We start from the raw sequence: 24,822 nt of genomic DNA on the forward strand, positions 1-24,822 counted from the left end.
TTATATGAAAGGATTTAGTTATACAATATGGATAGTTGCAGCTTTTCTGCTGGCTTCATGTTCTGAGTATCTGGATGTTGTGCCGGACAATACGCTGAAGCTGGAAAACATATATGCCACAAAAGAAGATGCCTTCAATGCTTTGGCAAAGATTTACAGCTATCTTCCAAACGATCCGAATGCCCATCAAACAATGTGGGAATTGGGAGACGAATATATTGGGCGGATTGACGCCTCTGTTCAGAACTCTACCAGTCAGTTGCGAGCAGAACGTATCATGAGGGGATTACAGACTACTGGCGACCCATTGCTGGGTAACTGGTCGGGCACAGGGGGAGGCCGTCGTTATTACGAAGCCATTCGCGCGACGAATGTTTTTCTTCAGTATATTGATGGCACGCGAAATCTGGCAGATAATGAACGAGCTGACTGGAAGGCTCAGGCTTCTTTCCTGAAGGGATACTATCATTTTCTGTTGTTACAGAAATACGGGCCGATTATTATTTCCGACGAGGTGATCCGACCGGACGCCATGTCAGATGAATTATTTAAGGCCCGGTCCAAAGTGGAAGACTGTTTCGACTACATCATCGGGCTGATGGATGCGGCCATACCTAACCTGGTTGAAAGGGCCGAAGAAAACAACTTGGGACAACTTGATCAGATCGCTGCCACGGCAATTAAAGCACGGGTACTTTACTTCAGGGCGAGTCCTTTTTACAGCGGGAACAAGGAGTTCTTCGGCGATTTTTACGATCCGACCGACGGACAACCATTTTTCCCGGTAGATGATTCAGCCGAGCGGACAAAGATAAAGTGGCAGGAAGCTCTTGTTGCGATCAACACGGCCATTGATGTTGCCGAACGGAACGGTAAGGGGTTGTATCATTATGAAAAAGAAGTGTATGTGAAAGACAGGGCTTTTTATGCGCTTAATCCTGAGCGGATGAAAACCTACTACGATTTGCGGATGTTGATTGTTGACCCCTGGAACAAGGAACTGCTATGGGCCAATTCCAATGTTGATATTTACAACCAGGGTGAACTGGCGCACGCCACGAATATCCGGCTGCCGGCTGGTTTTGAAGGGGACGTCAATGCGTCGGGCTTTTCATGGCAGTGGTTGGGGGCAACCTATAGCATGGCCGAGCGTTATTACACAGCGAATGGATTGCCGATCGAAGAAGACCTGACTTTTAATTACAATACGCGGCTCGATGCTTATCTGACGCCTGGTGTTGAAGATCCTGATTACCCGACGATAGCAGGGCTGATGCAGCCGAATCAGCCTACAATTAATCTGTATATGAACCGTGAAGCACGTTTCTACGCCAACTTAGGCGTTACGGGAGGTTACTTCAGGTCACACTTCGAAATTATACCGGTTTACATGATGCAGGGAACCAACGGTGGATACAACCCGAGTGTGAATGCCACTGACTTTTTTTGTACGGGTATTGGTATTCAGAAATTGGTGCACCCGGAGTCGCGGTCATCTAACTGGCAGCGTCAGGTTAAGTTCCCGTATCCTATTATTCGGATGGGCGACCTTTACCTGATGAAAGCAGAAGTATTGAACGAGATCAAGGATCAGCCTGACCAGGAAGTATGGGCTGCCATTAATCTGGTCAGGGAAAGAGCAGGTATTCCGAATGTGGAAGAGGTTTGGTCGGATCCTGCGTTGGCCCGTACGGTGAACAGACACCGAGACAAGGTTGGTATGCGGAAGATTATACTGGAGGAACGAAGTGTTGAACTTGCCTTTGAGGGTATTCATTTCTGGGATATGTTGAGGCATAAACGTGCACATATCGAATTTTCTGCTCCCGTTCAGGGTTGGTATTATAAGGGGACTGCTCCTTCTACTTTCTTCGTTTTAGGTGTTGTTCAAGCCCGGCGATTCACTACCCGTGATTACCTGTGGCCAATTGATTTGAACGAATTGAATACCAATGGTAAGTTGACCCAAAACCCTGGATGGTAGAGGAGCTTGGAGTATCTGAATATTTTAGTATCTTAAAGATGATTGATTTAAAAATTAAAACAGACAAGCGTATGAACGCGAAAACATATCTGATGATGTGGGTGCTGTTGCTCATAGGGCTCGGCGCCTGCAAAGAAGGCATGCGGTTCGAAACGATGGGGAACGACACTGTCCCGCCGGGAAAACCGACCATAAACCGGTGGGAACCGTTATATGGCGGTGCCCGATTCTTCTACACCATTCCGCCGGATGAGGATCTGCTAAGTGTTAATGGTGAATATACAAATTCACAGGGAAAGACATTTTTCTTTACCTCTTCTTTTTATTCCGATTCACTTGACGTAATTGGGCTGGGCAGTACCGACCCTAAGGTGATTAAGATTTATGCTGTCGACCGCGCAGGCAATCGTTCTGAAGTTATCGAGCAGGAGATCACTCCGCTGGAACCTACCATAACCCGGGTAGCAGCAAGCCTGGCTGTAAAACCTGGCTTCAGCTCTTTCCTGGTTGACTGGGTAAATGAACTTGGGCAGATTGTTAATGTTTATATCTCCTTCAAATACACCAAGGATGGTCAATTTAATGACCATGTAGCAGTATTTTCGTCAAATAAAGAGGTTGAACGTAAGTTTATCGAAGATTTGTATTTGAAACCTGACGAGCCGATCGAGGTAAGTATTCGTGTTGAAGACCAGTATGGCAATAGTACTGAACAAATGCCTTTTGGACAACTAAGTCTCCTGGAGGATGTAGAGCTGGACAAAAAGAAATGGATCATACCAAATGCGAACGACTCGACAGTATCAGTAAACGGACGGGTAATTAATACAGGAGTCCCGGCTATGTTCGGCGACAACCTCGAAGGACGCATGTCGAAACTGATCGATGGGATTATTGACCGGGGTGACAACCTTAACTTCTTCCATACCGGGGGACGTGGACGTACCGGATTTTCCCGCGATGGAAATATGCCATGGAACATCATCATTGATCTGGGAGACTACTATCAGCTCAGTCGTGTTGTCACCGTGCAACGCCATTCCGGCGGACTAGCCAATATTGCGAGGGGGCACTACTATCGGAGTGAGAATTGCGGAGAATTTCGTCTGTTTGTCTTCAATGACGAGACCGAAAAGTGGGATACGATTTCCACCCAACGGACACCTATTCCACAGGGAGTAAATGATCTGCAGTTTGTTCGGCTGGGCGAAGCGGGTGATATGGCTTATTTCTTTCCTGATGATCCCCAGTACACGCGGCCTACCCGATGGTTCAGGTATGAAGGTTTGCACTGCTTTGATGACAACTATTCGTCGACTAGTGCGAATTGTATGTCTGAATTAACACTTTTCGGGAAGAAAGTCGAGTAAGTAAAACCATTAAAACATTGAGATGAGAAATTTAATATTTTTCTTATTCGCAATTACGGCGCTTTGGTTTGCGTCGTGCGAAGGACAATATGATAACATTGAAAAGTATGCGGGTGAAGTGATTTATCCAGCCAGATTTGATACAGTTGTCGGATATATTGGTTATGAACGGGTTGAAATCGATCTGATGAAAGCCGGGCGTATTCCATCCAGCCAGCTCCATCTTGGAAAAGCTTCAAAGACGGTGGTTGAATATGGTGGAGAGAAACACTACATTGACTCGGTTTGTTCGTGGGTGAACATCACCGGCCTTACCGAAGCTAAATTATACCGGTTCCGCATATATACGGAAGATGATTATGGTAATAATTCAGTTGCTCAGGAAATCGCCTTAATCCCGTTCACACAACTGGACAGGGATCTGGTGGGTATTGCCTCTCCAAAGATGGCTGTATCTCCCTCTGCATTGGTTGTGGAGTGGCCGAATGGACTGAACTCTGTTGTTATGGAATACCAGAGTCTGACCTATAAGTACACAGACAAGGATGGGACTGAGCAAGGCGGAACAGTTGAGACTCCACGTTTCTATTGCGGTAATCTGGCAGCAGGACAGCTACTGACGATTAATGTGGATTACAAGGTTGTCCCCATCCAGAGTGATGGAACAAAGATTCTCGATACCGTTATTGTATCGAAACCAATTATGGTCAATATACCCACGTCAAATACCCCGTTCTCTCCGTCTGAAATCGCAATTCTCCAGGCAAACGGCATCACAACCTTCACTGCAGCTGCGGTACAGTCGATTACGAAACTGACGTATCCGCTCCACACGACAACGTTCCAGGATTTGTTTTATTTTCCGAATCTGACTTCGCTTGATTTAACAGGGGAGGGACTGCAAAATGTTTTGCCTACCTTGATGTACAATCGTAACGGGATACAAACACAATGCGGGGGAGGAGATTGGCATCCATTTATGCTCCGGGTAGAGAAACCAAATGATATTAAAATTTCGAGTATTGCTTCTCTGACCGACCTGCTCGAATCAGGACAGTTAACACACGTTCGTTACATTCCTCGTTCCCTGGCTTTGGATGATATCCTTGCTCCCTATGTTGCGAACGGGGTCGTAGAGCTGGTACCGGATAATGATCCGCTCTATCCTGATGTCGCATTCATTCCTCCTCAGTTTTTCGTTAACGGTAAAGTAGTTGACAATAACTGGGAGATGTACCCCTATTATTCGGGAGACTTCCTTCCAAGGAACGGTTTTACCGATATTGGCAAGTTTGACCCTCACAACGAAGTCGTGAACGGGGAATCGGTGGATCTGCACCTGGAACAGTTAATTCAAAGTGACGGCAGCAATATATACAAATGCGTTATCCGTATGAGAAGTGCCTCAATGGCGATGTGTCTTCCTAAAGAATACCGCTATGATAATCAGCGGTATAAAACACTTCGATTTAAAATGTTCTGTGGAACTTCTGCAACACTGATGACGGGGAGCAACAACGTATTCCTGCAACCCTGGATACGTCCGATGAACTACATGTGGAACTTCGGTAACAACAGTATTTACGGACAACAGAACTGGGACGTTTCGCAATCACAGTCAAACTGGATCCAGACCAATCAAATTCAGACTGAGTGGCGGGAGTATGCCATTAATATGACACCAAACGATGGCGGTGACACTTCGAATCGCCGTAACCGGGTTATCGTATTTAACATCGGACACGAGCCTGGATCGTTTACATATGACGCAAATAAACAGATCGTGTTATATCTGGCAGACATCAGGTTTACAAAAGACTAAAGAATTAGTCCAAATAAAAGAGGATGAGGCCAATTGGTCTCATCCTCTTTTAACAAGGAAATTATAAAGGCCACGCCCTGGAGCGCAGCCTCTTTTTTCCATTGTCATCGCGTATTTTATTCAAACATATCCCGCATTTTTTCAAAGAAATTTTTATCACCTGCTCCCGGCGTATTTTGGAAGCTGGGCGATTGTTGCAATTTCTCGAGCATTTTGCGTTCTTCGGGTGTAATCTTTTTCGGGGCCCAGGCGTGGATGCGCACCAATAAGTCGCCTTTTCCGTACCCATTCACATCGGGAAGCCCTTTCCCCCGTAAACGAAGAATTTTTTCGGGCTGAGTGCCGGGTTCTATTTTGACTTTTACTTTGGCGTCGACCGTGGGTATTTCTGCGGTTGTGCCCAGGATGAAATCGGGCATACTCAGAAACAGATTATATATCAGGTTGTTTCCGTCGCGGATCAGGTCGGGGTGCGATTCTTCCTGGATTACCACCAGCAAGTCGCCGTTTACGCCTCCGCGCCGTCCGGCATTTCCTTTGCCCGAAACGTTCAGTTGCATGCCTTCGCCCACACCGGCCGGAATACGTACCGGAATCACTTCTTCTTCGCGGACAACGCCTTCTCCCTGACAGTGTATACATTTGTTGCGGATCATTTTGCCATCGCCGTTACAGGTGGGGCAAACGGTTGTTTGCTGCATTTGCCCGAGCAGGGTATTGGTAATCCGGGTGACATGCCCGTTGCCGCGGCAGGTGGAACAGGTTTCGTAATCGGACCCTTTTTCGGCGCCTGTGCCATGACAATGACTACAGGCTACATATTTTTTAACCTTCAGTTTCTTTTCAACACCATTGGCAATGTCGTCGAGGGTGAGGCTGACTTTTATCCGAAGGTCGGAACCCCGGTGAACGCGCCTTCCCTGGCTGCGCGAACTGCCAAAACCGCCAAAACCGCTGAATCCGCCTCCAAAACCACCACCGAAAATATCCCCAAACATGGAAAAAATATCGTCCATCGACATGTCGTGCTGACTGAAGCCTGCCCCGCCATTGCCCATGCCGGCATGTCCAAACTGGTCATACCGTTGCTTTTTTTGCGGGTTGCTCAGCACTTCGTATGCTTCAGCGGCTTCTTTAAATTTTTCTTCCGCTTCTTTGTTCCCGGGGTTTTTATCCGGATGATACTGAATGGCTTTTTTGCGGTATGCCTTTTTTATTTCTTCAGCCGAAGCATCCTTGCCAACGCCTAATATTTCGTAATAATCTCTTTTTGTCATGCTTTTTGGGGTTTATTCTGCCTATTCGCCAATCACCACTTTTGCAAAGCGAATCACTTTTTCATTTAGCAAATATCCTTTCTGAACCACATCAACAATTTTCCCTTTAAGCTCTTCGGTTGGCGCCGGTATTTTCGTGATGGCCTCGTGCAAATCGGTATCAAAATCTTTTTCTTTTGCTTCAATTTCTTTGACCCCGTTTTGTTTCAGAAAGTCCTGGAACTTGTTGTAAATCAGGGTTACACCTTGCTTCAGAGGATTTTCGTCTTCAATCTCGCGGAATGCTGTAAGCGCCCGTTCAAAATCATCAATTACCGGCAGAATGTTCATCAGGACAGATTCGCCTGCCGATTTCATCAGCTCCATCTTTTCTTTTAATGTGCGTTTGCGAAAATTGTCAAATTCTGCCTGCAAACGGATGTGTTTGTCTTTTATTTCTGCCAGTTCGTTTTCCAGTTTCTCCACTTGTTCGCGAGCCTGATCTTTTTTCTGTTTTTTATCTTTTGTTGCTTCCTTTTTCTGTTCGTGTTGCTCATTTTCAGGCGCTTGTTGTGTTTCGTTCAATTCGGGTTCGTTTGCCTGATCATTTATCGTTTTTTCTTCTGCCATTTTCATGAAATTTTACATTACCACAGGTTCGCTCACAAAAATATTGCCATCGGTCAATTAGGGACAAATTGACATCGTTTTTCTGAGAGAACTGCCAAAATTAAAAAAAATGACAGGCAGCACCCGGGTACTGCCTGTTCGTTTATCTGATTTGCCTGAATTTACTTCACTAATTCTTCCAGCGCCTGCTCCAGGTTTGGCCCACGCAGATTTTTCGCGACGATCATACCGTCCCCGTCAATTAAAAAGTTGGCCGGGATACTCCTGACACCATATACGGCGGCATATTTGGCATACCAACCTTTTAAATCGCTGACGTGGTACTCCCAACCCAATTTGTCGTCGGCAATGGCTTTTTCCCAGGCTGGTTTGGCTTTGTCGAGTGATACGCTGTACACCGTGAACCCTTTTCCGTTTTTAAACTTTTTATCTTTAAATTTTTCGTAGGCGGCAACCACGGTTGGATTTTCCCGGCGACAAGGGCCGCACCACGAAGCCCAAAAATCAATTAAAACGACTTTTCCTTTCAGGGATGAAAGTTTTAATTCTTCTCCGTTAACAGATTGTTCGGCAATCTCGGGAGCTTTATCTCCTATGTTTGTTCCTGTTTTTACATCATTCCCGGCGTTTACCTGGCTCATTAATCCTATAAATAAGACCAGGAGAGCAACTATCTTCTTTTTCATTTTGTGTGTTTTAATCATCTGGCAGCAAGTATAAGAAAAATGGCGCAATATGAACAGGTTGATTTAAAATTTTTAACAAAACGGCCGTTTTAATCAATCCGTTTAATGGATGCGCCGATGGCATTCAACCTGACATCAATTTGTTCGTATCCCCGGTCGATTTGTTCAATATTGAAAATCCGGCTTCTTCCCTGGGCCGATAAAGCGGCAATTAACAAGGCTACACCGGCACGGATATCCGGCGACGACATGGTGGTGCCGCGCAGCAGGTGTTTTTTATTCAGCCCGATCACGGTAGCCCGGTGCGGGTCGCACAGGATAATCTGGGCTCCCATGTCGATCAGCTTATCCACAAAGAACAAGCGGCTCTCAAACATTTTTTGATGGATGAGCACACTACCTTTCGCCTGCGTGGCAACGACCAGAAAAATACTGAGTAGGTCGGGAGTCAGTCCGGGCCAGGGAGCGTCGGCAATGGTCATGATGGAGCCGTCAATAAAGGTTTCGATTTCATATTCATCCTGGGCCGGAACGATAATATCATCACCTTTTATTTGCAGGTTAATTCCCAGTCGTTTAAATGAATCGGGGATGACGCCCAGGTGACTGACTCCGGCATTGGGGATGGTAATTTCCGACCCGGTCATGGCGGCCAGACCGATGAAACTGCCGACTTCAATCATGTCGGGCAGAATGCGGTGCTCGCACCCGTTTAGCTCTTCCACGCCGTCAATATAAAGCAGGTTGGAGCCAATTCCGCTGATTTTAGCGCCCATTAAAACCAGCATGGACGACAGCTGCTGCAGGTAAGGTTCGCAGGCCGCGTTATAAATTGTGGTTTTTCCTTCGGCCAGCACGGCAGCCATCAGAATATTTGCGGTGCCGGTTACCGATGCTTCGTCGAGCAGCATGTATTTTCCGGAGAGCCTTTTGGCCTTGACACGGTAAAAATGATTGTCTGCATCGTACATGAATTCTGCTCCCAGGTTATGCAATCCGGTAACGTGGGTGTCCAGGCGGCGGCGCCCGATCTTATCTCCTCCGGGTTGAGGGATGCAGGCCTCTCCGAAACGGGCCAGCAGGGGGCCAACAATCATAATTGAACCGCGCAGGCTGATGGCCTGGGTCGCAAAGGTTGCTGTTTTCAGGTAAGCCAGATCCAGGTCATCGGCCTGGAAAGAATAAACGCCTTTTGCCAGACGAGCGGTTTTTACTCCCAGCCCGGTCAGAATTTCGATCAGCTTTAATACGTCACTGATTTCAGGAATATTGGAAATTGTAACTTTTTCTTTTGTTAACAGGGTGGCGCAGATGACTTGCAGCGCCTCATTTTTGGCGCCTTGGGGCTCAAGCTTCCCGTTTAGTTTTATGCCTCCCTCGATTTGAAATGTTGCCATTCCTGTAAAAGGTGTTAATCGTGTTTGCGGTGTTTTTTCTGATTACGAACGGCAACGGTTGTTTTCTTCCGGTTCCGGTAAAGAATATCCTTGGTCTCCGTTAACGAGAGATCAGACCGGTTAATGTGCCCCCGGGAAAGAATTGCCAGGTCCTGGTAAATTTTTTCATCGTCAACTGTATCTTTGTTCCAGACAAGGTAGCTCTTTTTCATGTGGTTAGCCAACAACTTGATCAGGATTTCTTTTTCCTCGCCGCTTTCAAAGGCCGAGGCTTTGTCGACCAGTGATTCCAGTATTTTCCCGTAATGGCGCAGCTTGATGGCGCCTGTTGTGTATGGAATCCTTTTGGGGGGTTCATTGAATGTTTCCCGTTTGGGAGGATCGTACGGATAATCAATGTCGAGCTGAAAATCGGACATAATCGCGATGTGGTCCCATAGTTTGTGTTTGAAATCGTTGATGTCGCGTAAATACGGATACATGTTGCCCATGATATCAATAATAGTTCTGGCAGCACGATTTCTTTCAGCCCTGTCTTCGATGGTCAGTACATGATCGACCATATTCTGAAGATTCCTCCCATACTCGGGAAGAGGCATTTTTTTCCGGTTTGAATTATAATCCATCTAAAAAATATCTAATAAAATGTTGAATATCCCTTTAAGGTTGAGCAGTTTCGGTAATAAAAGTTGATCATCAGCAGCGAAAGTGATTCTCTGCTGCAAATCTAACTTAAAATATTTAGCTGTCAAACCTTTTCGGTGAAAAACTTAAATTGTCGTTTCTTTTTGGCATGATCCCCGGGATGCTAGCGAACGATCCGGAGTTTTGCAAATTTCAGCAATAGTTGTTTTTGACCGGCATTCGGAAAAAATACGGTAGCTTTCAGGTTCGGAAATGTTCCTTCAACCTGCTGGACTTTTCCCTGTCCGAATCGCTGGTGTTCCACGTTCATCCCCGGCTGTATATCGCGGGGGTCGTCACCGTCGATCGTTTGGCTTTGTTTTTTTGCTTCGCGAAGCTTTACCAGTTTTTCACTGATCGACTGCTGATTTTCGATAACCGGACGATTGGCCGGGAAGGCCGGGTTTTTGCCAAAATTTTGCGTTGTGCGGGCGGCCGGTAGTTCCTGATCGAAGCCAAATCCGTTTTCTTCGGGCATAATCAGGTATGCGGGATCAATTTCGGCAATAAAACGGCTTGGGTTGCAAAAGTCGAGTTTTCCCCAGCGATATCGTTGTTTGGCAAAGCTCAGATAGGCGTTTTCTTCGGCCCGGGTCAGCGCCACATAAAACAGGCGGCGTTCTTCTTCGAACGATTCAATTGAAGGGTTCGAGCCCATAGGGGCCGACGGGAACAGGTTTTCTTCGATCCCCACAATAAATACATTCTTAAATTCGAGTCCTTTGGATGAATGGACTGTCATCAGTGTCACTTTGTCACGGTCAGTGTCCTTGTCGGTATCCTGGTCGGTTAGCAGGGCGACATCTTCCATATAATTGGCCAGGGAGTTGGGTAATCCCTCTTCGCGGGCGTTGATGGTAAACTCCTGGATCCCGTTAAGCAGTTCTTGGATATTCTCGAAACGGCTGAGTCCTTCGGGTGTCTGGTCGCGGTAAAGGTCTTTCATGATACCGGTTTGCGTGGCAATCGATCCGGCAAGATCATAGGCGTCGGTGGTTGCAACGAGCTCCGAAAACTGGCCGATGACGGCCGAAAACTCAATCAGTTTGCTGATGGTTCCTTTGTTTAAGGCGGCCGGGTTCTCGCGGCTGCTTTTTGAAACGATCTCAAAAATGCTGATGCTTTCAGACAAGGCTGCCTGTTCCAGTTTATGCAGGGTGGTGTCTCCGATTCCCCGGGCAGGATAATTGATGACCCGTTTCAGCGCTTCGTTGTCTTTTGGGTTGATCACCAAACGAAAATAAGCCAGTAAATCTTTGATTTCTTTCCGCTGGTAGAATGAAAGGCCGCCGTAAATTTTATAAGGGATGTTGCGTTTTCGCAAGGCCTCCTCGAAAATACGCGACTGGGCATTTGTCCGGTAAAGAATGGCATAATCCTCGTAGCGGTAATGCAGGCGCATGCGGGTTTCGCTTATTTCGTTGGCTACCAGGTAGCCTTCTTCGTTGTCGGTTAAGGCTGAAAAAACTTTAATCAGGTTTCCCGGATTCTTTTCAGAAAAGACATTTTTGGGGATTTGTCGCTTGTTTTTGGCAATAATGCTGTTGGCTGCATTGACAATGTTTTGGGTCGACCGGTAGTTTTGTTCCAGCTTAAATATCTGGTGATTCGGGTAATCTTTCTGAAAGTTCAGGATGTTTTCGATCCGGGCTCCCCGGAAAGAATAGATACTCTGGGCGTCGTCGCCAACAACACAAAGGTTTTGATGCAGGGCTGCCAGGTTTTTTACAATCAGGTATTGGGCGAAATTGGTATCCTGGTACTCGTCAACCAACAGGTAGTCGAACCGATGCTGATATTTTTCGAGTGTTGCCTTGTGGTCGCGAAAAAGGATGTTGGTTCTCAGCAAGAGGTCGTCAAAATCCATGGCGCCGGCCAATATACAGCGCCGGTCGTATTCTTTGTAGATCTCGCCGATACGGGGCATCCGGATACTCAGGTCATATTCGGCAATTTGTCCGTTTTTCTGATAGGCCACCGGGGTAATCAGGCTGTTTTTTGCTGATGAAATGCGGCCGGACACCACATTGGGTTTATAGGTCTTATCATCCAGCTGCAAATCTTTGATGATTGTTTTGAGCAGGCTTTTTGAATCGGCCGAATCATAAATGGTGAAGTTTGAAGGAAATCCGATCAGTTCCGCTTCCGTACGCAGGATGCGGGCAAAGATGGAGTGGAATGTACCCATCCAGAGGCTACGGGCGGTGTTTTGCCCAACGATGGATGCGATTCGTTCTTTCATTTCTTTGGCGGCCTTATTGGTAAAGGTGAGCGCCAAAATACTTCCGGGTTTAACTCCCTGTTTGAGTAAGTGTGCAATGCGGTAGGTTAATACGCGGGTTTTTCCAGATCCGGCGCCGGCAATTACCAGCGACGGGCCATCAATATTGACTACTGCTTTGCGTTGAGCTTCGTTTAATTCGTCCAAATAATTCATGCCTGTCCTTATCAAAGTCACCGTTTATTCAATCTTCTCAATCGATTCCGGCCGGTTTTTCCTGTAAAAGTTTAACAATATTCGATGAAATGTTATGTCTTTTCAAAATAAAGTTCAAAAGTAAAATCTATTTTTAAGAATAGCTGTTCCCTGCATGTATAGTTTTCAACAACATTCAGGCAGTAATTTTAGTTTTTACATCGAATGATTCATCTGTATTTTGTTCGAATTAAAAAAACAACAGGCTGCAAAAGATAAATCAATTTTATGCGTTAATATTGTATTGTCAGATTTCTTAAGACCATCTTCAATATGGATTTTAAACAAAGAAATTACATTTTTCTGCTTCTTTCGGCTATTTTGATCAGTTCATTTTCATACGGGCAGCTATCGGCTGTGGCCGACGGTGAAACAACAACGGCCTACAGCTCGGGCCCCCAGGACCAGATCTATATCTTTTGCGCATCTCCCAACGAGACGGTTGCGTCGCTTACTGCCACCTATCCGGGCGGTGGGGCTGCCTTGTTCGAGTGGACGAAATACAATCCCGCGTCCGGTTTGTTTGATGCTTACGAAACCGACAACCCGGGCAGTTCATCGTCCACCGTAAACAGTTTGCCGGACGGAGCTTACCGGGTCCAGATCAGTTCGGGCGGTAACAACGAAACCTATACGGCCTGGGTGTTTAACAATGGTTACTCGGCAACAGCCGAAATTTCGGAGTCAACCTGCGAGTATTTTCAGTTGCAGGGCGCATTTGAAGGGACTGATTTGACTTATTATGACCTGGCGACAGGAAGCCAATTACAGGTTTTTAAAGATGTTAAAGTTCGATGGGAAGTCAATGGCGTGCTGGAAGCTACGGTGTTAAACCCTCAGATTTTTGACCCGCCAACCCAAAATACCGATTACCGGTTAACGGTTTACGATCGTTTTGGCTGTGAAGTCAGCGTAACGGTTCCTTACCAGTCGATTGTGCCGAAAGCTGCTTTTTCTGCCAATCCGCTAAAAGGAGAAGCCCCTTTAAGGGTGACTTTTACCAACCAGTCTCAAAATGCCGATCAGTACCAGTGGTTCTTTTTTCGCGATCTGGATGAGATGAAATTGGAAGCTATCCGTAACGGGGTGGTTTCAGACAGTATCATGGATGTAGCGATTGACTCAGACCCCGTGTATGTGTACGAAAGTTCGGGGATCTATCAGGTAAAGCTGGTGGCATCCAAACATTCGGACGGCGGCATTTGTACCGACACGGTTTACCTCGATGGTTATCTTGTTGCCGACACGTCATTTGTTGACGTTCCAAACGTATTTACTCCCAATGGCGATGGTGATAATGATGAGTTTGTGGTAAAGTATCAATCGTTGAAAAAGATCAGTGTTAAAATATTCAACCGCTGGGGGAAGCAGGTATTCTCATGGGAACGCAATAATATTCAGGGTTTTGAAAATTCTGTAACCGAGTCAGTCTGGGATGGCCGGATTGGCGGGCGTTATGCCAGCCCGGGCGTGTATTACTACGTCATTGAAGGGCAGGGCAGGGACGATAAGAAACGTAATGCCCACGGATTTGTACACCTTTTCAGGGAAAAATAGGCTCCGCAGTTTGAGGTTGCAAATACCTGGCCCTTTCCGAAAACTGGCTATGAAGCAAAAACTTGCTGCCAAACCGCGCAATCCTGTCGGATTCGTAAAACTAAAAGAAGAATGATTTGAAGTTAAATCATCAAAACCGCACCAATATCTTCAAAACTTTACCGGGATTTTCCGACCAGTTTTGCATGGTTAAGGGAGCGTCTTCTGGTGTTACAATGGCAGAAATCAACAGGTTTTCATCCAGCCCGCTGTTTTTCAGGTATTTGATTACCGCTTCAAAATCAGAAGGGTTGGCATTGCGTGAACCCCTGATTTCCAGTTCCTTTTGCACCCACAGCTTCGTTGAAAAAGAAACATCATTTCCGGCATAGCCAATGCAAACCACGCGCCCGGCAAATGCGACCTCTTCAATTGCCGATTTGTAGGTGACCGGGTTTCCGGCGGCTTCAACTACAACACTGGGGCCGTTCCCGTTGGTTATCCGTTCCAGTTCGTCGTGCAGGTTTTGCTCCAGGGAATTGATCAGGTAGCTGGCCCCTAATTTTTTTGCGGTTTCCAGCTTCGAATGGTCAATATCCACAGCAATAACGGTGGCGCCGCGCAAAGCTGCCCTGACAATGGCGCCGCTTCCAATCATTCCGCAACCAAAAACCAGCACGGTATCCAGGTCGGTAACTTTTGCGTTATCGATGGCATGAAAGCCCACGGTCATCGGTTCGACCAGCGCCAATTGTATGGCCGATAATTCATCATCGACCAACACTTTTTGCCAGGGAACAGCGATGTATTCCGTCATGGCGCCGTCGCGTTGCACACCCAGCGTTTGGTTGTAACGACAGGCATTAAATCTTTTTTGTTTACACGAGGTGCATTGTCCGCAATTGGTGTAAGGCACAACAGTGGCCGGTTGCCCAATCCGGAAGCCGGCCGGAACTTCTGCTCCTGTTTCTTCGATTACCGCAGAAATTTCGTGTCCCGGAATCCGCGGGTACTGAACCAACGGATTCTTACCCAGGTAAGTGCTTAAATCGGACCCGCAAAATCCAACATAGGTTATTTTTAAAAGAATATCTCCTTTTCCGGCTTGTGGCTTGTTGCGTTCCACCAGTTTCATTTTGCCCGGTTTTGTAATTTCTATTGCTTTCATTTTTTTAAATTGAATCGTTAAAGTTGATAAGTTCTGACAGCATTCCGGTAAAAAATCAGGTCCTGCTCGGTCCGGCTCAAACCCGATATTGCTTTTTTTACCAGTGCGAGCCAATCGGCGTATTTGGTGGCTACAAGGCAAACCGGCCAGTCGGAGCCATACATCAAACGCGAAGGGCCAAATGCTTCGAGCGCTACGTCAAAATAGGGGTGAAGTTGTTCTTCGGTCCAGTTTTCATAGTCGGCCTCGGTAACCATCCCGCTGATCTTACAGCTCACATTTTCGCGTTTAGCCAGCTCATTCAGGTTTTTACGCCATGCCTGTATTTCGTTTGTTTTTATTTTCGGTTTGGCAACATGGTCCACGACAAACTGTTGCCGGGGATGCTGATCGACAAAACGGATGGTATTGGGTAGCTGATGTTCAAAAATCAGGATATCGTAAACCAGCCCGTAATCTTTCAGATACGAAATGCCCCGGTTAAAATCCGGCCGCAGGATAAACTCCGGATCAGCTTCTCCCTGGATCACGTGGCGAACAGCTTTCAGCCAGGGATGAGCGGCATATTTTTCCAGTACCTGCCGGATATTTTCATCAGCCAGGGGCAGCCAACCGACAACTCCTTTTATAAAATCGTTTTTCGAAGCCAATTTTAACAGCCAGTCTGTTTCATCCAAACATTGGCGTGCCTGTACCGAAACAACACCATCGACCCCGCTTGTATCAAGGCTTGCTTTGAGATCAGCCGGAAGAAAGTTCTTCCGGATGGCCGCCATATCGTCGTCAATCCAGCCAAACTCAACGGGATTGTAGTTCCAGAAATGATGATGGGTGTCAATAATCATAGCCTCAGAATTTACAGGTAGGGATATGCTGCATCGATGATGCCGTTTGCCTTTAACGCTTTCCAGAAGTCAGTCGGGAATTCTTCATTCAAAACAGTCCGGTTGTGCGCCATCCGGTGTGGTTTACTCGGGTTAAGCGCTACCGCCGCAATCTGGGGCGCCGACATGGCAAACTTTAAACAGGCATCGCCGGGGGCGATGTCAAATTGTTTGCAAACCGCAAAAAACTTTTCCCGCCAGGCAAATAATGGTTTATCTGTTTCATTATCGGGGTTGGTTGGCCGATAATCAAAATAATCTCCGCCGGTTAAAAATCCGGCATTAAAAATGGCCGAATTGATGATGCCGACTCCATCTTCATCCAGCTTTCTCATGAAGTCAACAATTTCTTTGGGATGATGGTAGAGGGTAAACTTGTTGGCCAGCATCACCCAGTCAAATTTTACCTGTTGATAAAGTTCCCGGATGACCAGCCAGTCTTTCGATCCAATGCCAACAGCCTTCACCTCGCCTCTTGCCTTTAGTTCGAATAGGGCCTGGTAAGCGCCCAGGATATCGTCAAACCGTTTTTGCCGGTCGGTTTTGTCAACAGCGGCCAGCAAATACTCATCCGGATCGTGTACCGAAACCAGTTCCGGCAGATAGCTTCCCCCCAGTAATTCACAACCTTGTTGCCAGCATTCCAGAATACCCTGGTAGCTGATTTTTTGAATGGCGTCATATTTCAGGTTGGCCCAGGCGCCCGGTTCAAATGTTGGTTCTTCTGTTTCGAGCGGAATTCTGTACCAGCCTAACTTGTTGCTAATGGTAATCTGTCCCGGATCAATTCCGAGTTGTTGCAAGCCCCGGCCAATCACCTCCAGCGCGAGGCCCGCGCCATATTTTCCGGCGCTGTCAATCATCACCCGGCCCTCAGCCACCTTAAACCATTCCTGCATTAAAGCCAGCTTTTCAGCCTCGCTTAATTCCCGGTAAAGGTTTCCCAGGTAGCTTGTTCCGTATATAATCGGAGGACAGGGCAAACCGGTTTTTCCCAGATATCTCATTTTCATGTCATTATTTTATTTCTTTTTGCTGACCTTCACCCGCGGTGAAAGCCGTCTGCTGATCCAGTTCGTAAATTCGTTCCATGAGCTGCCATTTTTCGCCGGCAGTTGCCTCTTTGCCGGTTTGCTGAAAACGTGATACAAAAGCTTCCCATTCGGCCTGCCGCGGTTTTCCCGCCAGTTTGGCCATTGCCTGCTCATGATCAAAATCGGCTACCGTGTCCATAATCATAAACAGGCGATTTTCGTGAATGTAAATTTCCATATCCAGGATACCCACTTCCTTCATTCCCCGCGCGATCTCCGGCCAGGTATTTCCGGGCGAATGAGCCTGCTGGTAGGCTTCGATCAGATCCGGATCATTTTCCAGTAACAAGGTTTTACAGTATCGTTTAAATTTCATTGGTTGATGTATTTTAGGATAAAGCTCTTACATATCAATGGATTATGCAACCGAACCTATAGGGGGACAGGTGTGCAAAGCTTTGTGCAAAGCTTTGCGGGCTTAAAAAAATGTTTTAAAACACCACGAGTGGGCTTTTGAGTTCATGCAAAAACGAAGTTTTAACTACATTTGCTTTACACTGAGAAGTTATGGGCAACAGACATGTTTCATTAAAAGATCTGGCCAGAGAACTGAATGTTTCTATCTCTACCGTGTCGCGGGCGCTGAAGGACCATCCCGACATTAGCCCGGAAATGCGTCAAAGGGTGAAACAGTTGGCTGCTGCCCGTCATTACAGTCCGAACCCGCTGGCGATGGGTTTGCTGAAACAAAAAACCCGCATGATTGGCGTGATTGTCCCCGATTTGGTGACTCATTTTTACGCCTCAATCATTGCCGGGATCGAGAGTTTTGCAAAAGAAAAAGATTACTTCATCCTCATTGCCAGTTCCAGCGAATCGTTTCAGAAAGAAAAGGAATCCATTGAAAATCTGCTAAAAGCACGGGTTGAGGGATTCATCGTCTGTTTGAGCCAGGAAACAAAAGAGATCACCCATTTTGAAAAACTGTTGGAACAGGATATTCCCCTGGTATTTTTCGACCGGGTATGTTTGCAGGACCAGGCATCTGCTGTGGTAGTCGATAACCCCGATGCAGCCGGCAAAATTACCCGTCATTTTTACGAGCAGGGGTACCGCCGGATTGCTTTCATCTCGGGGCCCGAACATCTTTACATCTCCAGGGAGCGCATGTCGGGCTATCTGGCCGGGCTGAAAGACTGTAAACTTCCCGAAGCGCCCGATTTAATTGAGCAATGTAACCTGAGTCACGACTCGGCAAGGCAGGCCATGAAGCGTTTGCTGGACCTTCCTGAGCCGCCCGATGCGGTGTTTGGCATTAACGACACGGTTGCTTTTGCGGTGATGAAAGAAATCAAAAAGCACGGACTTCAGATTCCCCGCGATATCGGTTTGGTTGGCTTCACCGATGAGTTTCATTCAACCGTGGTTGATCCCCAACTGACGTCGATTACTCACCCGACCTTTAAAATGGGTAGAAAAGCAGCGGAATTATTTTTCGACAAAATTGAAAATAATGCGAATCCAAAGACTGTTGTGCTGAAAACAAAATTGGTGATCCGGGAATCGTCGAAGAAAATTTAAAATTGATTGGATCTGGCTTCCAGTCGTTCCGCGTTCTGAGCTGATATCGCCTCCGTATTTGCTCAAACAAATCGAGGATTGAAATGTTATTTTGGAAGCGATAAAAATTTACTTTGACGTAGCTGAAGAATTGGGAGAACCATCCGGTTTCAGCCTTGGGCTGTCGAAGAAAATTGATTTGAGATTGCAGGCGTTGATCGAACTATTCAAAATAAAAGCAATGTATCAGGAAAAAACGGACCTTTTGGAAACATCAGATAAACTTATACCTAGCGCATTAGAAGATTATTATCTGGCTCATTTGAGCCGTCAGTTAAGTATACTTGGACGTCGTGAAGTCCATAACGGGAGGGCCCACTTCGGTATTTTCGGCGACGGGAAAGAATTAGCCCAGATCGCGTATGCCAAAACTTTCCGCAAAGGCGACTGGCGGTCGGGCTATTACCGCGATCAAACCTTCATGTTAGCCCTGGGGCTGCTGCAGGCCGAAGAGTTTTTTGCCATGATTTACGGCGATACCGACTTTAATTTCAATCCTTCTACGGGCGGACGAAATTTCAATAATCATTTCAGCACCCAAAATATTGACGAGAACGGTGAAATCAGGGACTTGACTGAGCGTTACAACTCAGCATCCGATATTTCATCAACAGCCGGTCAATTGCCGCGTTTGCTGGGACTTGCGCAGGCTTCAAAAATCGTCAGGCAAAAACCGGAGATGAAGGCCTCCTTGAAAAATAACATCAACGGGACCGAAGTGGCTTTTGGATCGATTGGCGATGCCAGCACTTCCGAAGGAATGTTTTTTGAAACCATCAACGCGGCCGGCGTGATGCAGGTGCCGCTGGCGGTAGCGGTTTATGACGATGGTTTTGGTATCAGTGTTCCGGGCGAACTGCAAACCACGAAAGCCAGTATTTCGGAGGCTTTAGCCGGATTCAGGAAAGAAAAGACGACGAACGGCATTTCTATTTATACCTGTAAAGGATGGGATTACCCGGCTTTGCTGAAAACGTTTGCCGAAGGTGTAGCCCGGTGCCGCGACACACAGGTTCCGGTTTTGTTTCATATACAGGAAGTCACCCAGCCGCTGGGCCATTCCACCTCGGGTTCGCACGAACGTTATAAAACGAAAGAACGTTTAGACTGGGAAAATGAGTTTGATTGTCTGAACCATTTTCGAAAATGGCTGCTCAGCACGGGGGAAACCGATTCGGAAACGCTGGGTAAGATTGAAAAACAGGCAGCCAAAACAGCCCGCAAGGCCCGCGACAATGCCTGGAACCATTATACCGACAGTTTCACCGAGGAAACCGAAAGCCTGTCGCGCATCCTGTATCACCTGAAAACCCATTCAGACGGTCGGCTCGATCATACCGGCGAGCTCGAAAGTATCCGGCATAAAGTATTTCCAACGCGCCGGGCTTTGTTTAGCCTGGCCAAACGGGTGGCATTTGAGTTGCACGGTTTTCCGGATTTTCAACCCGAAAAAGAAGAATTACGGTTGTGGACCGAAGGTTTTCAGAAACGGACCAAACGTTTTTACAACGGGCAACTTTACCGCGAAGGTCGCGATTCGGCCCTGAATGTCAGAGCTGTCCCGGCCAAATACCACGAACATTCCGTTGAACTGAACGGCTCCGATATTCTCAATAAAAATTTCGACCTGCTTTTTGCCAAACACCCCACCCTGATCACCTTTGGCGAAGATACCGGCAAACTGGGCGACGTAAACCAGGGCATGAAAGGAATGCAGGAAAAATACGGTATAGAGCGGGTTTCGGATACCGGTATTCGCGAAACAACCATCATTGGTCAGGGAATCGGACTGGCGCTGAGAGGTTTTCGGCCCATTGCCGAAATCCAGTACCTCGATTACCTGATTTACGCCTTATCGACACTGAGCGACGACCTGGCCAGCTTGCAATACCGCACGATGGGCAAGCAAGCGGCCCCGCTGATCATTCGTACGCGAGGTCACCAGTTACAGGGAATCTGGCATGCCGGTTCACCCATGCAAATGATCCTGGGCTCGATGCGCGGCGTTTACCTGTGCGTACCCCGTAACATGACCCAGGCCGCCGGTTTTTACAATACCCTGCTCGAAGCCAACGACCCGGCCCTGGTGATTGAACCGCTGAAAGGGTATAATGTTAAGGAAAAACTTCCGGCCAACCCCGGCGAGTTCCGGGTGCCGCTTGGCGTACCCGAAATTCTGCACGAAGGAACCGATGTCACCCTGGTCACCTATGGCTGGAATGCCCATCATGCCGTAAAAGCGGCTCACCTGTTGCAGGAGGTGAAAAACATCTCGGTAGAAGTGATTGATGTGCAAACCCTGATGCCTTTTGATGTGAACCACCTGATTCTGGAGTCGGCGAAAAAGACCCATAAGGTGATTTTCGTGGATGAAGATGTTCCGGGTGGCGGTACGGCATATATGATGCAGAAAGTGATGGAAGAACAGCAGGCATTCAACTACCTCGATACGGCTCCGCGGACGCTTCCGGCCATGGAACACCGTCCGGCTTACGGTATCGACGGCGAGTATTTCTCGAAACCCAACGTGGAACGGATCTTTGAAACCATCTACCAAATGATGCACGAAACAGATGTAAAGCGGTTTCCGGAATTGTTTTAGGTAACTGCTTCAAACGGCTGAATAGCAATTTTTTGCCGTTTTATCTTCCGTATCAGATGAAAGATGCCAGGTACAGAAAAGCGATAAGAATGATCGTAACGGCTGAAATTCCGATCGGGACCCACACCGGCGCAATCCAGGGACGGGGAATCAGGAAAAGCACGTCTATGGCGGTCAGCTTTGGCGGCCATTTGATCAGCAGGTAGAGCGAAAGATAATAAAACAGGTCCCAGAAGGCGAATGTCCACAGAAAAACGAGGAGCTTGTCAAGTACTGTTCCTCCCACCAGCAGGGCCAAGGTTACCAGCATCACAATCGTCGCCGCTTCCCTTGTTTTTTCGATGCTAAGGTAACGCGGAGGTATTTTTCCCAGTGCATCCGTATGGTCTTTGTCCGCATCAATCATTCCGATCGCCTTTCGCAGGTAAACCACAACTACGCCCTCCAGGTGAGCCATGGCAATACCGAAAAGAGCCAGTAAAAAATAAGTGGTGATCATTGCATCCAGTATTTGTTAGAAACTTTACGAAGAAGCATAGCGGAACGTTTCGGAGGTGGCATGGACGGGTTGAAAGCCTAAAACAACAAACCTTTCGTTTGAGCGAAGCGGTAACGAAGGGCCTGTCGGGATGGACATAATGATGACATATAATAAAAAAGTACAGACAAGAGGGTAACCAATAAGTCCATTACTCGAATTAACATATGAATCTGCGATAAAACTAAAACAGGTACTTTCAAATATGAAGAACTGGCAATAGGAAAATTCAAACGATTTAGTATGCTTAACTTATTTTAATGCCATAACGCATTAGATCGTGTTTATTTTTTTCAACTAATTAAAAAAAGACCATGAAAAAGACAACTTCAATTTTAGCTGCACTTTTTGCAGTTGTAGTAATGTATTCCTGCTCCGAAAACAGCGAACAGGCATTACCAGACGAACAAGCATCCACCTACGTCGGCTTAGTTAGCGGAGTAGATGCAGAACCTTACATATCGGATGAAATGAAAAGCATCATTGCGATGCTTGATACCTGTACCTCTGACTCACCAATCCCTATTGACAAGCTAATCCCCGGTTTTGAGAATATGTCAATTTCGTCAACTGGTTCCTCTGTTCAGTTGCAAACTAAATCAATAATAATAACTACCGATGATGATTATATTTTAGTTAAAGGGTACACTGCGTATTCAACACTATACACTGGAGTGTCTGTAAGCATTAGTGCAACTCAAGCCGCTAATTTCAAATTCTCAGCCGGGAACTACTATATTACTTGCAGAGCAATAACTGCAACCGTTGCTACCGGCGGGTATGGGGTTTATCCCGAGATTCTGAATACAGATGTTATGGGGGTTAATCCGGATAATACAGATCAAAGGGGCTATCATATAGATACAATAAGTACAAATGTCAGGTATAAATTCACCACGTACATTTGGGGTATCGCCTATACAAGCGCCAATGATATTTCCACTTGGATTCCTGCAATACCCAGTTCATTCGATTACGAATCAGAATATCGGAATCAAATGCAATGGAGGTACTATCCGATATAGTATTTAAATCCTTCTAATTTTTTAGCAGAATATTGTCCTTCAAAAAGACAATATTCTGTTTTTTTAGAGATTTTTAATTCTTTTTAATGTTAACAGTACGGATAAATATAGTTACTTTTATGTGAGATTTAAAAAAAAGCCATGAAAAAGTATTTTCGAATTATTTACATTATTCTTTTCCCGTTGTTGATATGCAGTTGCGGTAAAGATTCCGGATCGGATGATCCTGATGAACCGGAGGAAACCGGTAAAGTTCAGGTTTATTACTCTTTAGATGGAATAAATCGGGAACTGTTAAATGATAAAGATATAGTGACAATACCTTTAGGGGGCGCTTTTTTATTTTATGTTGATATATCGGACGCTTCCGAAGTTTTAGATTATTCGTTGGACTATGCCCGGGATAATCTTCAGACAGGAATAGATCCGTTTAATTTCGAGGATAAAGGAAATCACCAGTACCTTTTTTCTACCAACAAGTCTGGTGTCTTTGGGATATCTGTATTTGTGAACTTTAAGGTAGATGATTTCGACTATTATCTTGCTGGTTTTTATATCGACGTTCCAACGACCGATTATACAATTATCTCATTGGGAACCCCTATCTATACCATAGATGTAGATGATGATATCCTGAAAACTGAAATTGCGAATGAATTGGGCACAAAATATAACCTTAGCATGAAGCCACTAACACTTGCGGGTAATACATTAACAGGTGGCACTTATCAACTAAAGGAATCATCAGGGCAAATTTCTAACGGGACATTTACATCAACCAATACTTCAGACTTAACAGATTTATCATTCATGTACAATGATCTGGCATTCAGTTATAATTTGGTTTCGGAAGAGGACGGTGAAGGAAAATATTTTCAGTTTACTCAGGATTTAACGGATATTTATCAGGGAAAATACCCGGGACAAATTATTAATGAAGTATCATTGACGTTTAGGGGATTTAGGAATAAAGAGTAAAACGGGGCTACCGGAGTTTGTTGCAAACTTTGGTAATGCTTTTGAAATCGGAAGGAAGTCGGCTATTGCGGGTCAAGCAGAATCTTTGCCGCTTTCCATGCAATGCCGTCCGCCTTCTTTTCAAATACAGATAGAGAATCATTCCATTTCAACTTTTACAGGTACCGGATTTCGGATGATATCCAGCACCGGCGAGGTCCGCTGTACATAGTTGCAAAGCTCAGTCAGGTTTTCCCTCGATGTGTCTGCATCCACCTTGTAACGAACGGTGATGCCCTCGTACCCGGGTCTTGTCGTATCAGAGAGGCCGAGAAAGGCATGTAAATCCAGGTGGCCTTCAGTTGTAAATTCCAACGAGCGCACATGGATGCCACGGGCTGCTGCATTGTATATAAAACCGACACTTAAACAGGATGCGATGGCGTGCAGAACTGCCTCCACGGCATTCGGACCGTGGTTTTGTCCAAGCAGGACCGGTGGTTCACCGCCTTCCAGGACGAACGCCTTGTCTCTTGAATTGTCTTCCGATTTGGCGCCATAAAATTCCTTGATCTCTGTCTGGCAGTGCCCGCCGTTGATCCATTTGGTTTTGGCCCTGAAGTTGAATTTGGCAATATCCGGATCAGTTTTGACCAAATCAATGGTCTGCAGGAGTTGATCCACGTTGACTCCGTTTAATTGATGGATTACTTCCGTTTCCATAAGTTTGAAATTTGGATGTTAAGAAAATAAATGAAAGAGAAAGCCATGAGGCGACAGTACGTGCTTACAGCGTATGGCGCTGTTGCCGGGAAGATTTAATGCATTTCAAAAGTGAAACATTTTGGGGCGGGGAATGTTCACCGGTCAGATCTCCTTCATAATCCCGATAATCCGTTCCCAGGATTCGTCGCGTGCTTTTTTGTTGTCATCCGAAAAGCCTGGAATTAACGATACAATTAAGCAAAAAGCAAAGCCCGGGTGAAAAGATACCTTGGATATAGTCTCTTCTAAAAATAGAAGTTAACTGTTTGACATACGTTAAACGATTATTTGACAATTGTTGTACAACTATTTGACAACCGTCATACATCCGTTTGACAGCTGTCAAATAATCTGATTATAAAGTGTATTTGCAATGAAACTGCTCGTG

General features: G+C 46.2%; 20 protein-coding genes. 8 read left to right on the top strand and 12 right to left on the bottom strand.

Annotated elements, in window-relative coordinates; translation table 11 throughout:
* Positions 1-4: 4 nt before the first annotated feature.
* The 3 genes from ACOIT5_RS13995 (at position 5) to ACOIT5_RS14005 (ending at position 5,176) form a co-directional block, all read left to right on the top strand.
* Positions 5-1,984 (top strand): RagB/SusD family nutrient uptake outer membrane protein, encoded by a 1,980-nt coding sequence (locus ACOIT5_RS13995; RefSeq protein ID WP_423126775.1) that lies wholly within the window; start codon positions 5-7, stop codon positions 1,982-1,984.
* Positions 1,985-2,055: 71 nt separating this feature from the next.
* Positions 2,056-3,354: a DUF4959 domain-containing protein gene (locus tag ACOIT5_RS14000; RefSeq protein WP_423126776.1), complete on the top strand. Its 1,299-nt coding sequence runs from the start codon at positions 2,056-2,058 to the stop codon at positions 3,352-3,354.
* Positions 3,355-3,376: 22 nt separating this feature from the next.
* Complete coding sequence (locus tag ACOIT5_RS14005) at positions 3,377-5,176, top strand: DUF4998 domain-containing protein (RefSeq protein WP_423126777.1); 1,800 nt, start codon at positions 3,377-3,379, stop codon at positions 5,174-5,176.
* 116 nt (positions 5,177-5,292) lie between these two features.
* Here ACOIT5_RS14005 and dnaJ read toward each other — a convergent pair whose 3' ends face one another.
* From dnaJ to ACOIT5_RS14035, 6 genes are all read right to left on the bottom strand, one after another.
* The gene (gene dnaJ, locus ACOIT5_RS14010) at positions 5,293-6,453 is read right to left on the bottom strand and encodes a molecular chaperone DnaJ (protein ID WP_423126778.1); all 1,161 of its coding nucleotides are present in this window, start codon (positions 6,451-6,453) and stop codon (positions 5,293-5,295) included.
* Between the two features lie 21 nt (positions 6,454-6,474).
* The gene (locus tag ACOIT5_RS14015) at positions 6,475-7,062 is read right to left on the bottom strand and encodes a nucleotide exchange factor GrpE (RefSeq protein WP_423126779.1); all 588 of its coding nucleotides are present in this window, start codon (positions 7,060-7,062) and stop codon (positions 6,475-6,477) included.
* Positions 7,063-7,223: 161 nt separating this feature from the next.
* The gene (locus tag ACOIT5_RS14020) at positions 7,224-7,748 is read right to left on the bottom strand and encodes a TlpA family protein disulfide reductase (protein WP_423126780.1); all 525 of its coding nucleotides are present in this window, start codon (positions 7,746-7,748) and stop codon (positions 7,224-7,226) included.
* 89 nt (positions 7,749-7,837) lie between these two features.
* Positions 7,838-9,145, bottom strand: coding sequence for a UDP-N-acetylglucosamine 1-carboxyvinyltransferase (gene murA, locus ACOIT5_RS14025; protein WP_423126781.1), 1,308 nt, complete (start codon positions 9,143-9,145; stop codon positions 7,838-7,840).
* A gap of 14 nt (positions 9,146-9,159) precedes the next feature.
* Complete coding sequence (locus tag ACOIT5_RS14030) at positions 9,160-9,771, bottom strand: DUF4290 domain-containing protein (RefSeq protein ID WP_423126782.1); 612 nt, start codon at positions 9,769-9,771, stop codon at positions 9,160-9,162.
* A 182-nt stretch (positions 9,772-9,953) separates the two neighbouring features.
* Positions 9,954-12,266: an ATP-dependent helicase gene (locus ACOIT5_RS14035; protein ID WP_423126783.1), complete on the bottom strand. Its 2,313-nt coding sequence runs from the start codon at positions 12,264-12,266 to the stop codon at positions 9,954-9,956.
* 312 nt (positions 12,267-12,578) lie between these two features.
* Between ACOIT5_RS14035 and ACOIT5_RS14040 the strand changes: the two genes are divergently transcribed.
* Positions 12,579-13,862 carry a gliding motility-associated C-terminal domain-containing protein gene (locus ACOIT5_RS14040; RefSeq protein WP_423126784.1) on the top strand — a complete coding sequence of 428 codons (1,284 nt, stop codon included), beginning with the start codon at positions 12,579-12,581 and terminating at the stop codon, positions 13,860-13,862.
* 130 nt (positions 13,863-13,992) lie between these two features.
* Here the strand turns inward: ACOIT5_RS14040 and ACOIT5_RS14045 are convergent, their stop codons facing one another.
* From ACOIT5_RS14045 to ACOIT5_RS14060, 4 genes are read right to left on the bottom strand one after another with little or no spacing between them, the layout of a single operon-like run.
* Entirely contained in the window at positions 13,993-15,009 is a 1,017-nt protein-coding gene (locus ACOIT5_RS14045; RefSeq protein ID WP_423126785.1) for a zinc-binding alcohol dehydrogenase family protein, read from the bottom strand.
* Positions 15,010-15,026: 17 nt separating this feature from the next.
* Positions 15,027-15,854, bottom strand: coding sequence for an amidohydrolase family protein (locus ACOIT5_RS14050; protein WP_423126786.1), 828 nt, complete (start codon positions 15,852-15,854; stop codon positions 15,027-15,029).
* An 11-nt stretch (positions 15,855-15,865) separates the two neighbouring features.
* Positions 15,866-16,906, bottom strand: a complete 1,041-nt coding sequence (locus ACOIT5_RS14055) for an aldo/keto reductase (RefSeq protein ID WP_423126787.1) — start codon at positions 16,904-16,906, stop codon at positions 15,866-15,868.
* Positions 16,907-16,910: 4 nt separating this feature from the next.
* Positions 16,911-17,303, bottom strand: coding sequence for an L-rhamnose mutarotase (locus tag ACOIT5_RS14060; RefSeq protein ID WP_423126788.1), 393 nt, complete (start codon positions 17,301-17,303; stop codon positions 16,911-16,913).
* Positions 17,304-17,494: 191 nt separating this feature from the next.
* Here ACOIT5_RS14060 and ACOIT5_RS14065 point away from each other — a divergent pair, with 191 nt between their 5' ends.
* Both ACOIT5_RS14065 and ACOIT5_RS14070 read left to right on the top strand, forming a co-directional pair.
* The gene (locus ACOIT5_RS14065) at positions 17,495-18,508 is read left to right on the top strand and encodes a LacI family DNA-binding transcriptional regulator (RefSeq protein WP_423126789.1); all 1,014 of its coding nucleotides are present in this window, start codon (positions 17,495-17,497) and stop codon (positions 18,506-18,508) included.
* Between the two features lie 91 nt (positions 18,509-18,599).
* On the top strand, positions 18,600-21,149 hold the full coding sequence (locus ACOIT5_RS14070) for an alpha-ketoacid dehydrogenase subunit alpha/beta (protein WP_423126790.1): 2,550 nt from the start codon (positions 18,600-18,602) through the stop codon (positions 21,147-21,149).
* Between the two features lie 52 nt (positions 21,150-21,201).
* Here ACOIT5_RS14070 and ACOIT5_RS14075 read toward each other — a convergent pair whose 3' ends face one another.
* The gene (locus ACOIT5_RS14075) at positions 21,202-21,648 is read right to left on the bottom strand and encodes a hypothetical protein (protein ID WP_423126791.1); all 447 of its coding nucleotides are present in this window, start codon (positions 21,646-21,648) and stop codon (positions 21,202-21,204) included.
* 353 nt (positions 21,649-22,001) lie between these two features.
* Here ACOIT5_RS14075 and ACOIT5_RS14080 point away from each other — a divergent pair, with 353 nt between their 5' ends.
* Entirely contained in the window at positions 22,002-22,712 is a 711-nt protein-coding gene (locus tag ACOIT5_RS14080; protein WP_423126792.1) for a hypothetical protein, read from the top strand.
* Positions 22,713-22,853: 141 nt separating this feature from the next.
* The gene (locus ACOIT5_RS14085) at positions 22,854-23,690 is read left to right on the top strand and encodes a hypothetical protein (protein ID WP_423126793.1); all 837 of its coding nucleotides are present in this window, start codon (positions 22,854-22,856) and stop codon (positions 23,688-23,690) included.
* 138 nt (positions 23,691-23,828) lie between these two features.
* Here ACOIT5_RS14085 and ACOIT5_RS14090 read toward each other — a convergent pair whose 3' ends face one another.
* Positions 23,829-24,392, bottom strand: coding sequence for an OsmC family protein (locus ACOIT5_RS14090; protein WP_423126794.1), 564 nt, complete (start codon positions 24,390-24,392; stop codon positions 23,829-23,831).
* Positions 24,393-24,822: the final 430 nt, after the last annotated feature.

This window comes from Gaoshiqia hydrogeniformans (assembly GCF_049347105.1).
Taxonomy (GTDB): domain Bacteria; phylum Bacteroidota; class Bacteroidia; order Bacteroidales; family Prolixibacteraceae; genus Gaoshiqia; species Gaoshiqia hydrogeniformans.

Excerpts from the sequence above, each read along its gene's own strand:
- ACOIT5_RS13995 (WP_423126775.1), top strand. The coding sequence starts at position 5 with ATGAAAGGATTTAGTTATACAATATGGATAGTTGCAGCTTTTCTGCTG.
- ACOIT5_RS14000 (WP_423126776.1), top strand. The coding sequence starts at position 2,056 with ATGAACGCGAAAACATATCTGATGATGTGGGTGCTGTTGCTCATAGGG.
- ACOIT5_RS14005 (WP_423126777.1), top strand. The coding sequence starts at position 3,377 with ATGAGAAATTTAATATTTTTCTTATTCGCAATTACGGCGCTTTGGTTT.
- dnaJ (WP_423126778.1), bottom strand. The coding sequence starts at position 6,453 with ATGACAAAAAGAGATTATTACGAAATATTAGGCGTTGGCAAGGATGCT.
- ACOIT5_RS14015 (WP_423126779.1), bottom strand. The coding sequence starts at position 7,062 with ATGGCAGAAGAAAAAACGATAAATGATCAGGCAAACGAACCCGAATTG.
- ACOIT5_RS14020 (WP_423126780.1), bottom strand. The coding sequence starts at position 7,748 with ATGAAAAAGAAGATAGTTGCTCTCCTGGTCTTATTTATAGGATTAATG.
- murA (WP_423126781.1), bottom strand. The coding sequence starts at position 9,145 with ATGGCAACATTTCAAATCGAGGGAGGCATAAAACTAAACGGGAAGCTT.
- ACOIT5_RS14030 (WP_423126782.1), bottom strand. The coding sequence starts at position 9,771 with ATGGATTATAATTCAAACCGGAAAAAAATGCCTCTTCCCGAGTATGGG.
- ACOIT5_RS14035 (WP_423126783.1), bottom strand. The coding sequence starts at position 12,266 with ATGAATTATTTGGACGAATTAAACGAAGCTCAACGCAAAGCAGTAGTC.
- ACOIT5_RS14040 (WP_423126784.1), top strand. The coding sequence starts at position 12,579 with ATGGATTTTAAACAAAGAAATTACATTTTTCTGCTTCTTTCGGCTATT.
- ACOIT5_RS14045 (WP_423126785.1), bottom strand. The coding sequence starts at position 15,009 with ATGAAAGCAATAGAAATTACAAAACCGGGCAAAATGAAACTGGTGGAA.
- ACOIT5_RS14050 (WP_423126786.1), bottom strand. The coding sequence starts at position 15,854 with ATGATTATTGACACCCATCATCATTTCTGGAACTACAATCCCGTTGAG.
- ACOIT5_RS14055 (WP_423126787.1), bottom strand. The coding sequence starts at position 16,906 with ATGAAAATGAGATATCTGGGAAAAACCGGTTTGCCCTGTCCTCCGATT.
- ACOIT5_RS14060 (WP_423126788.1), bottom strand. The coding sequence starts at position 17,303 with ATGAAATTTAAACGATACTGTAAAACCTTGTTACTGGAAAATGATCCG.
- ACOIT5_RS14065 (WP_423126789.1), top strand. The coding sequence starts at position 17,495 with ATGGGCAACAGACATGTTTCATTAAAAGATCTGGCCAGAGAACTGAAT.
- ACOIT5_RS14075 (WP_423126791.1), bottom strand. The coding sequence starts at position 21,648 with ATGATCACCACTTATTTTTTACTGGCTCTTTTCGGTATTGCCATGGCT.
- ACOIT5_RS14080 (WP_423126792.1), top strand. The coding sequence starts at position 22,002 with ATGAAAAAGACAACTTCAATTTTAGCTGCACTTTTTGCAGTTGTAGTA.
- ACOIT5_RS14085 (WP_423126793.1), top strand. The coding sequence starts at position 22,854 with ATGAAAAAGTATTTTCGAATTATTTACATTATTCTTTTCCCGTTGTTG.
- ACOIT5_RS14090 (WP_423126794.1), bottom strand. The coding sequence starts at position 24,392 with ATGGAAACGGAAGTAATCCATCAATTAAACGGAGTCAACGTGGATCAA.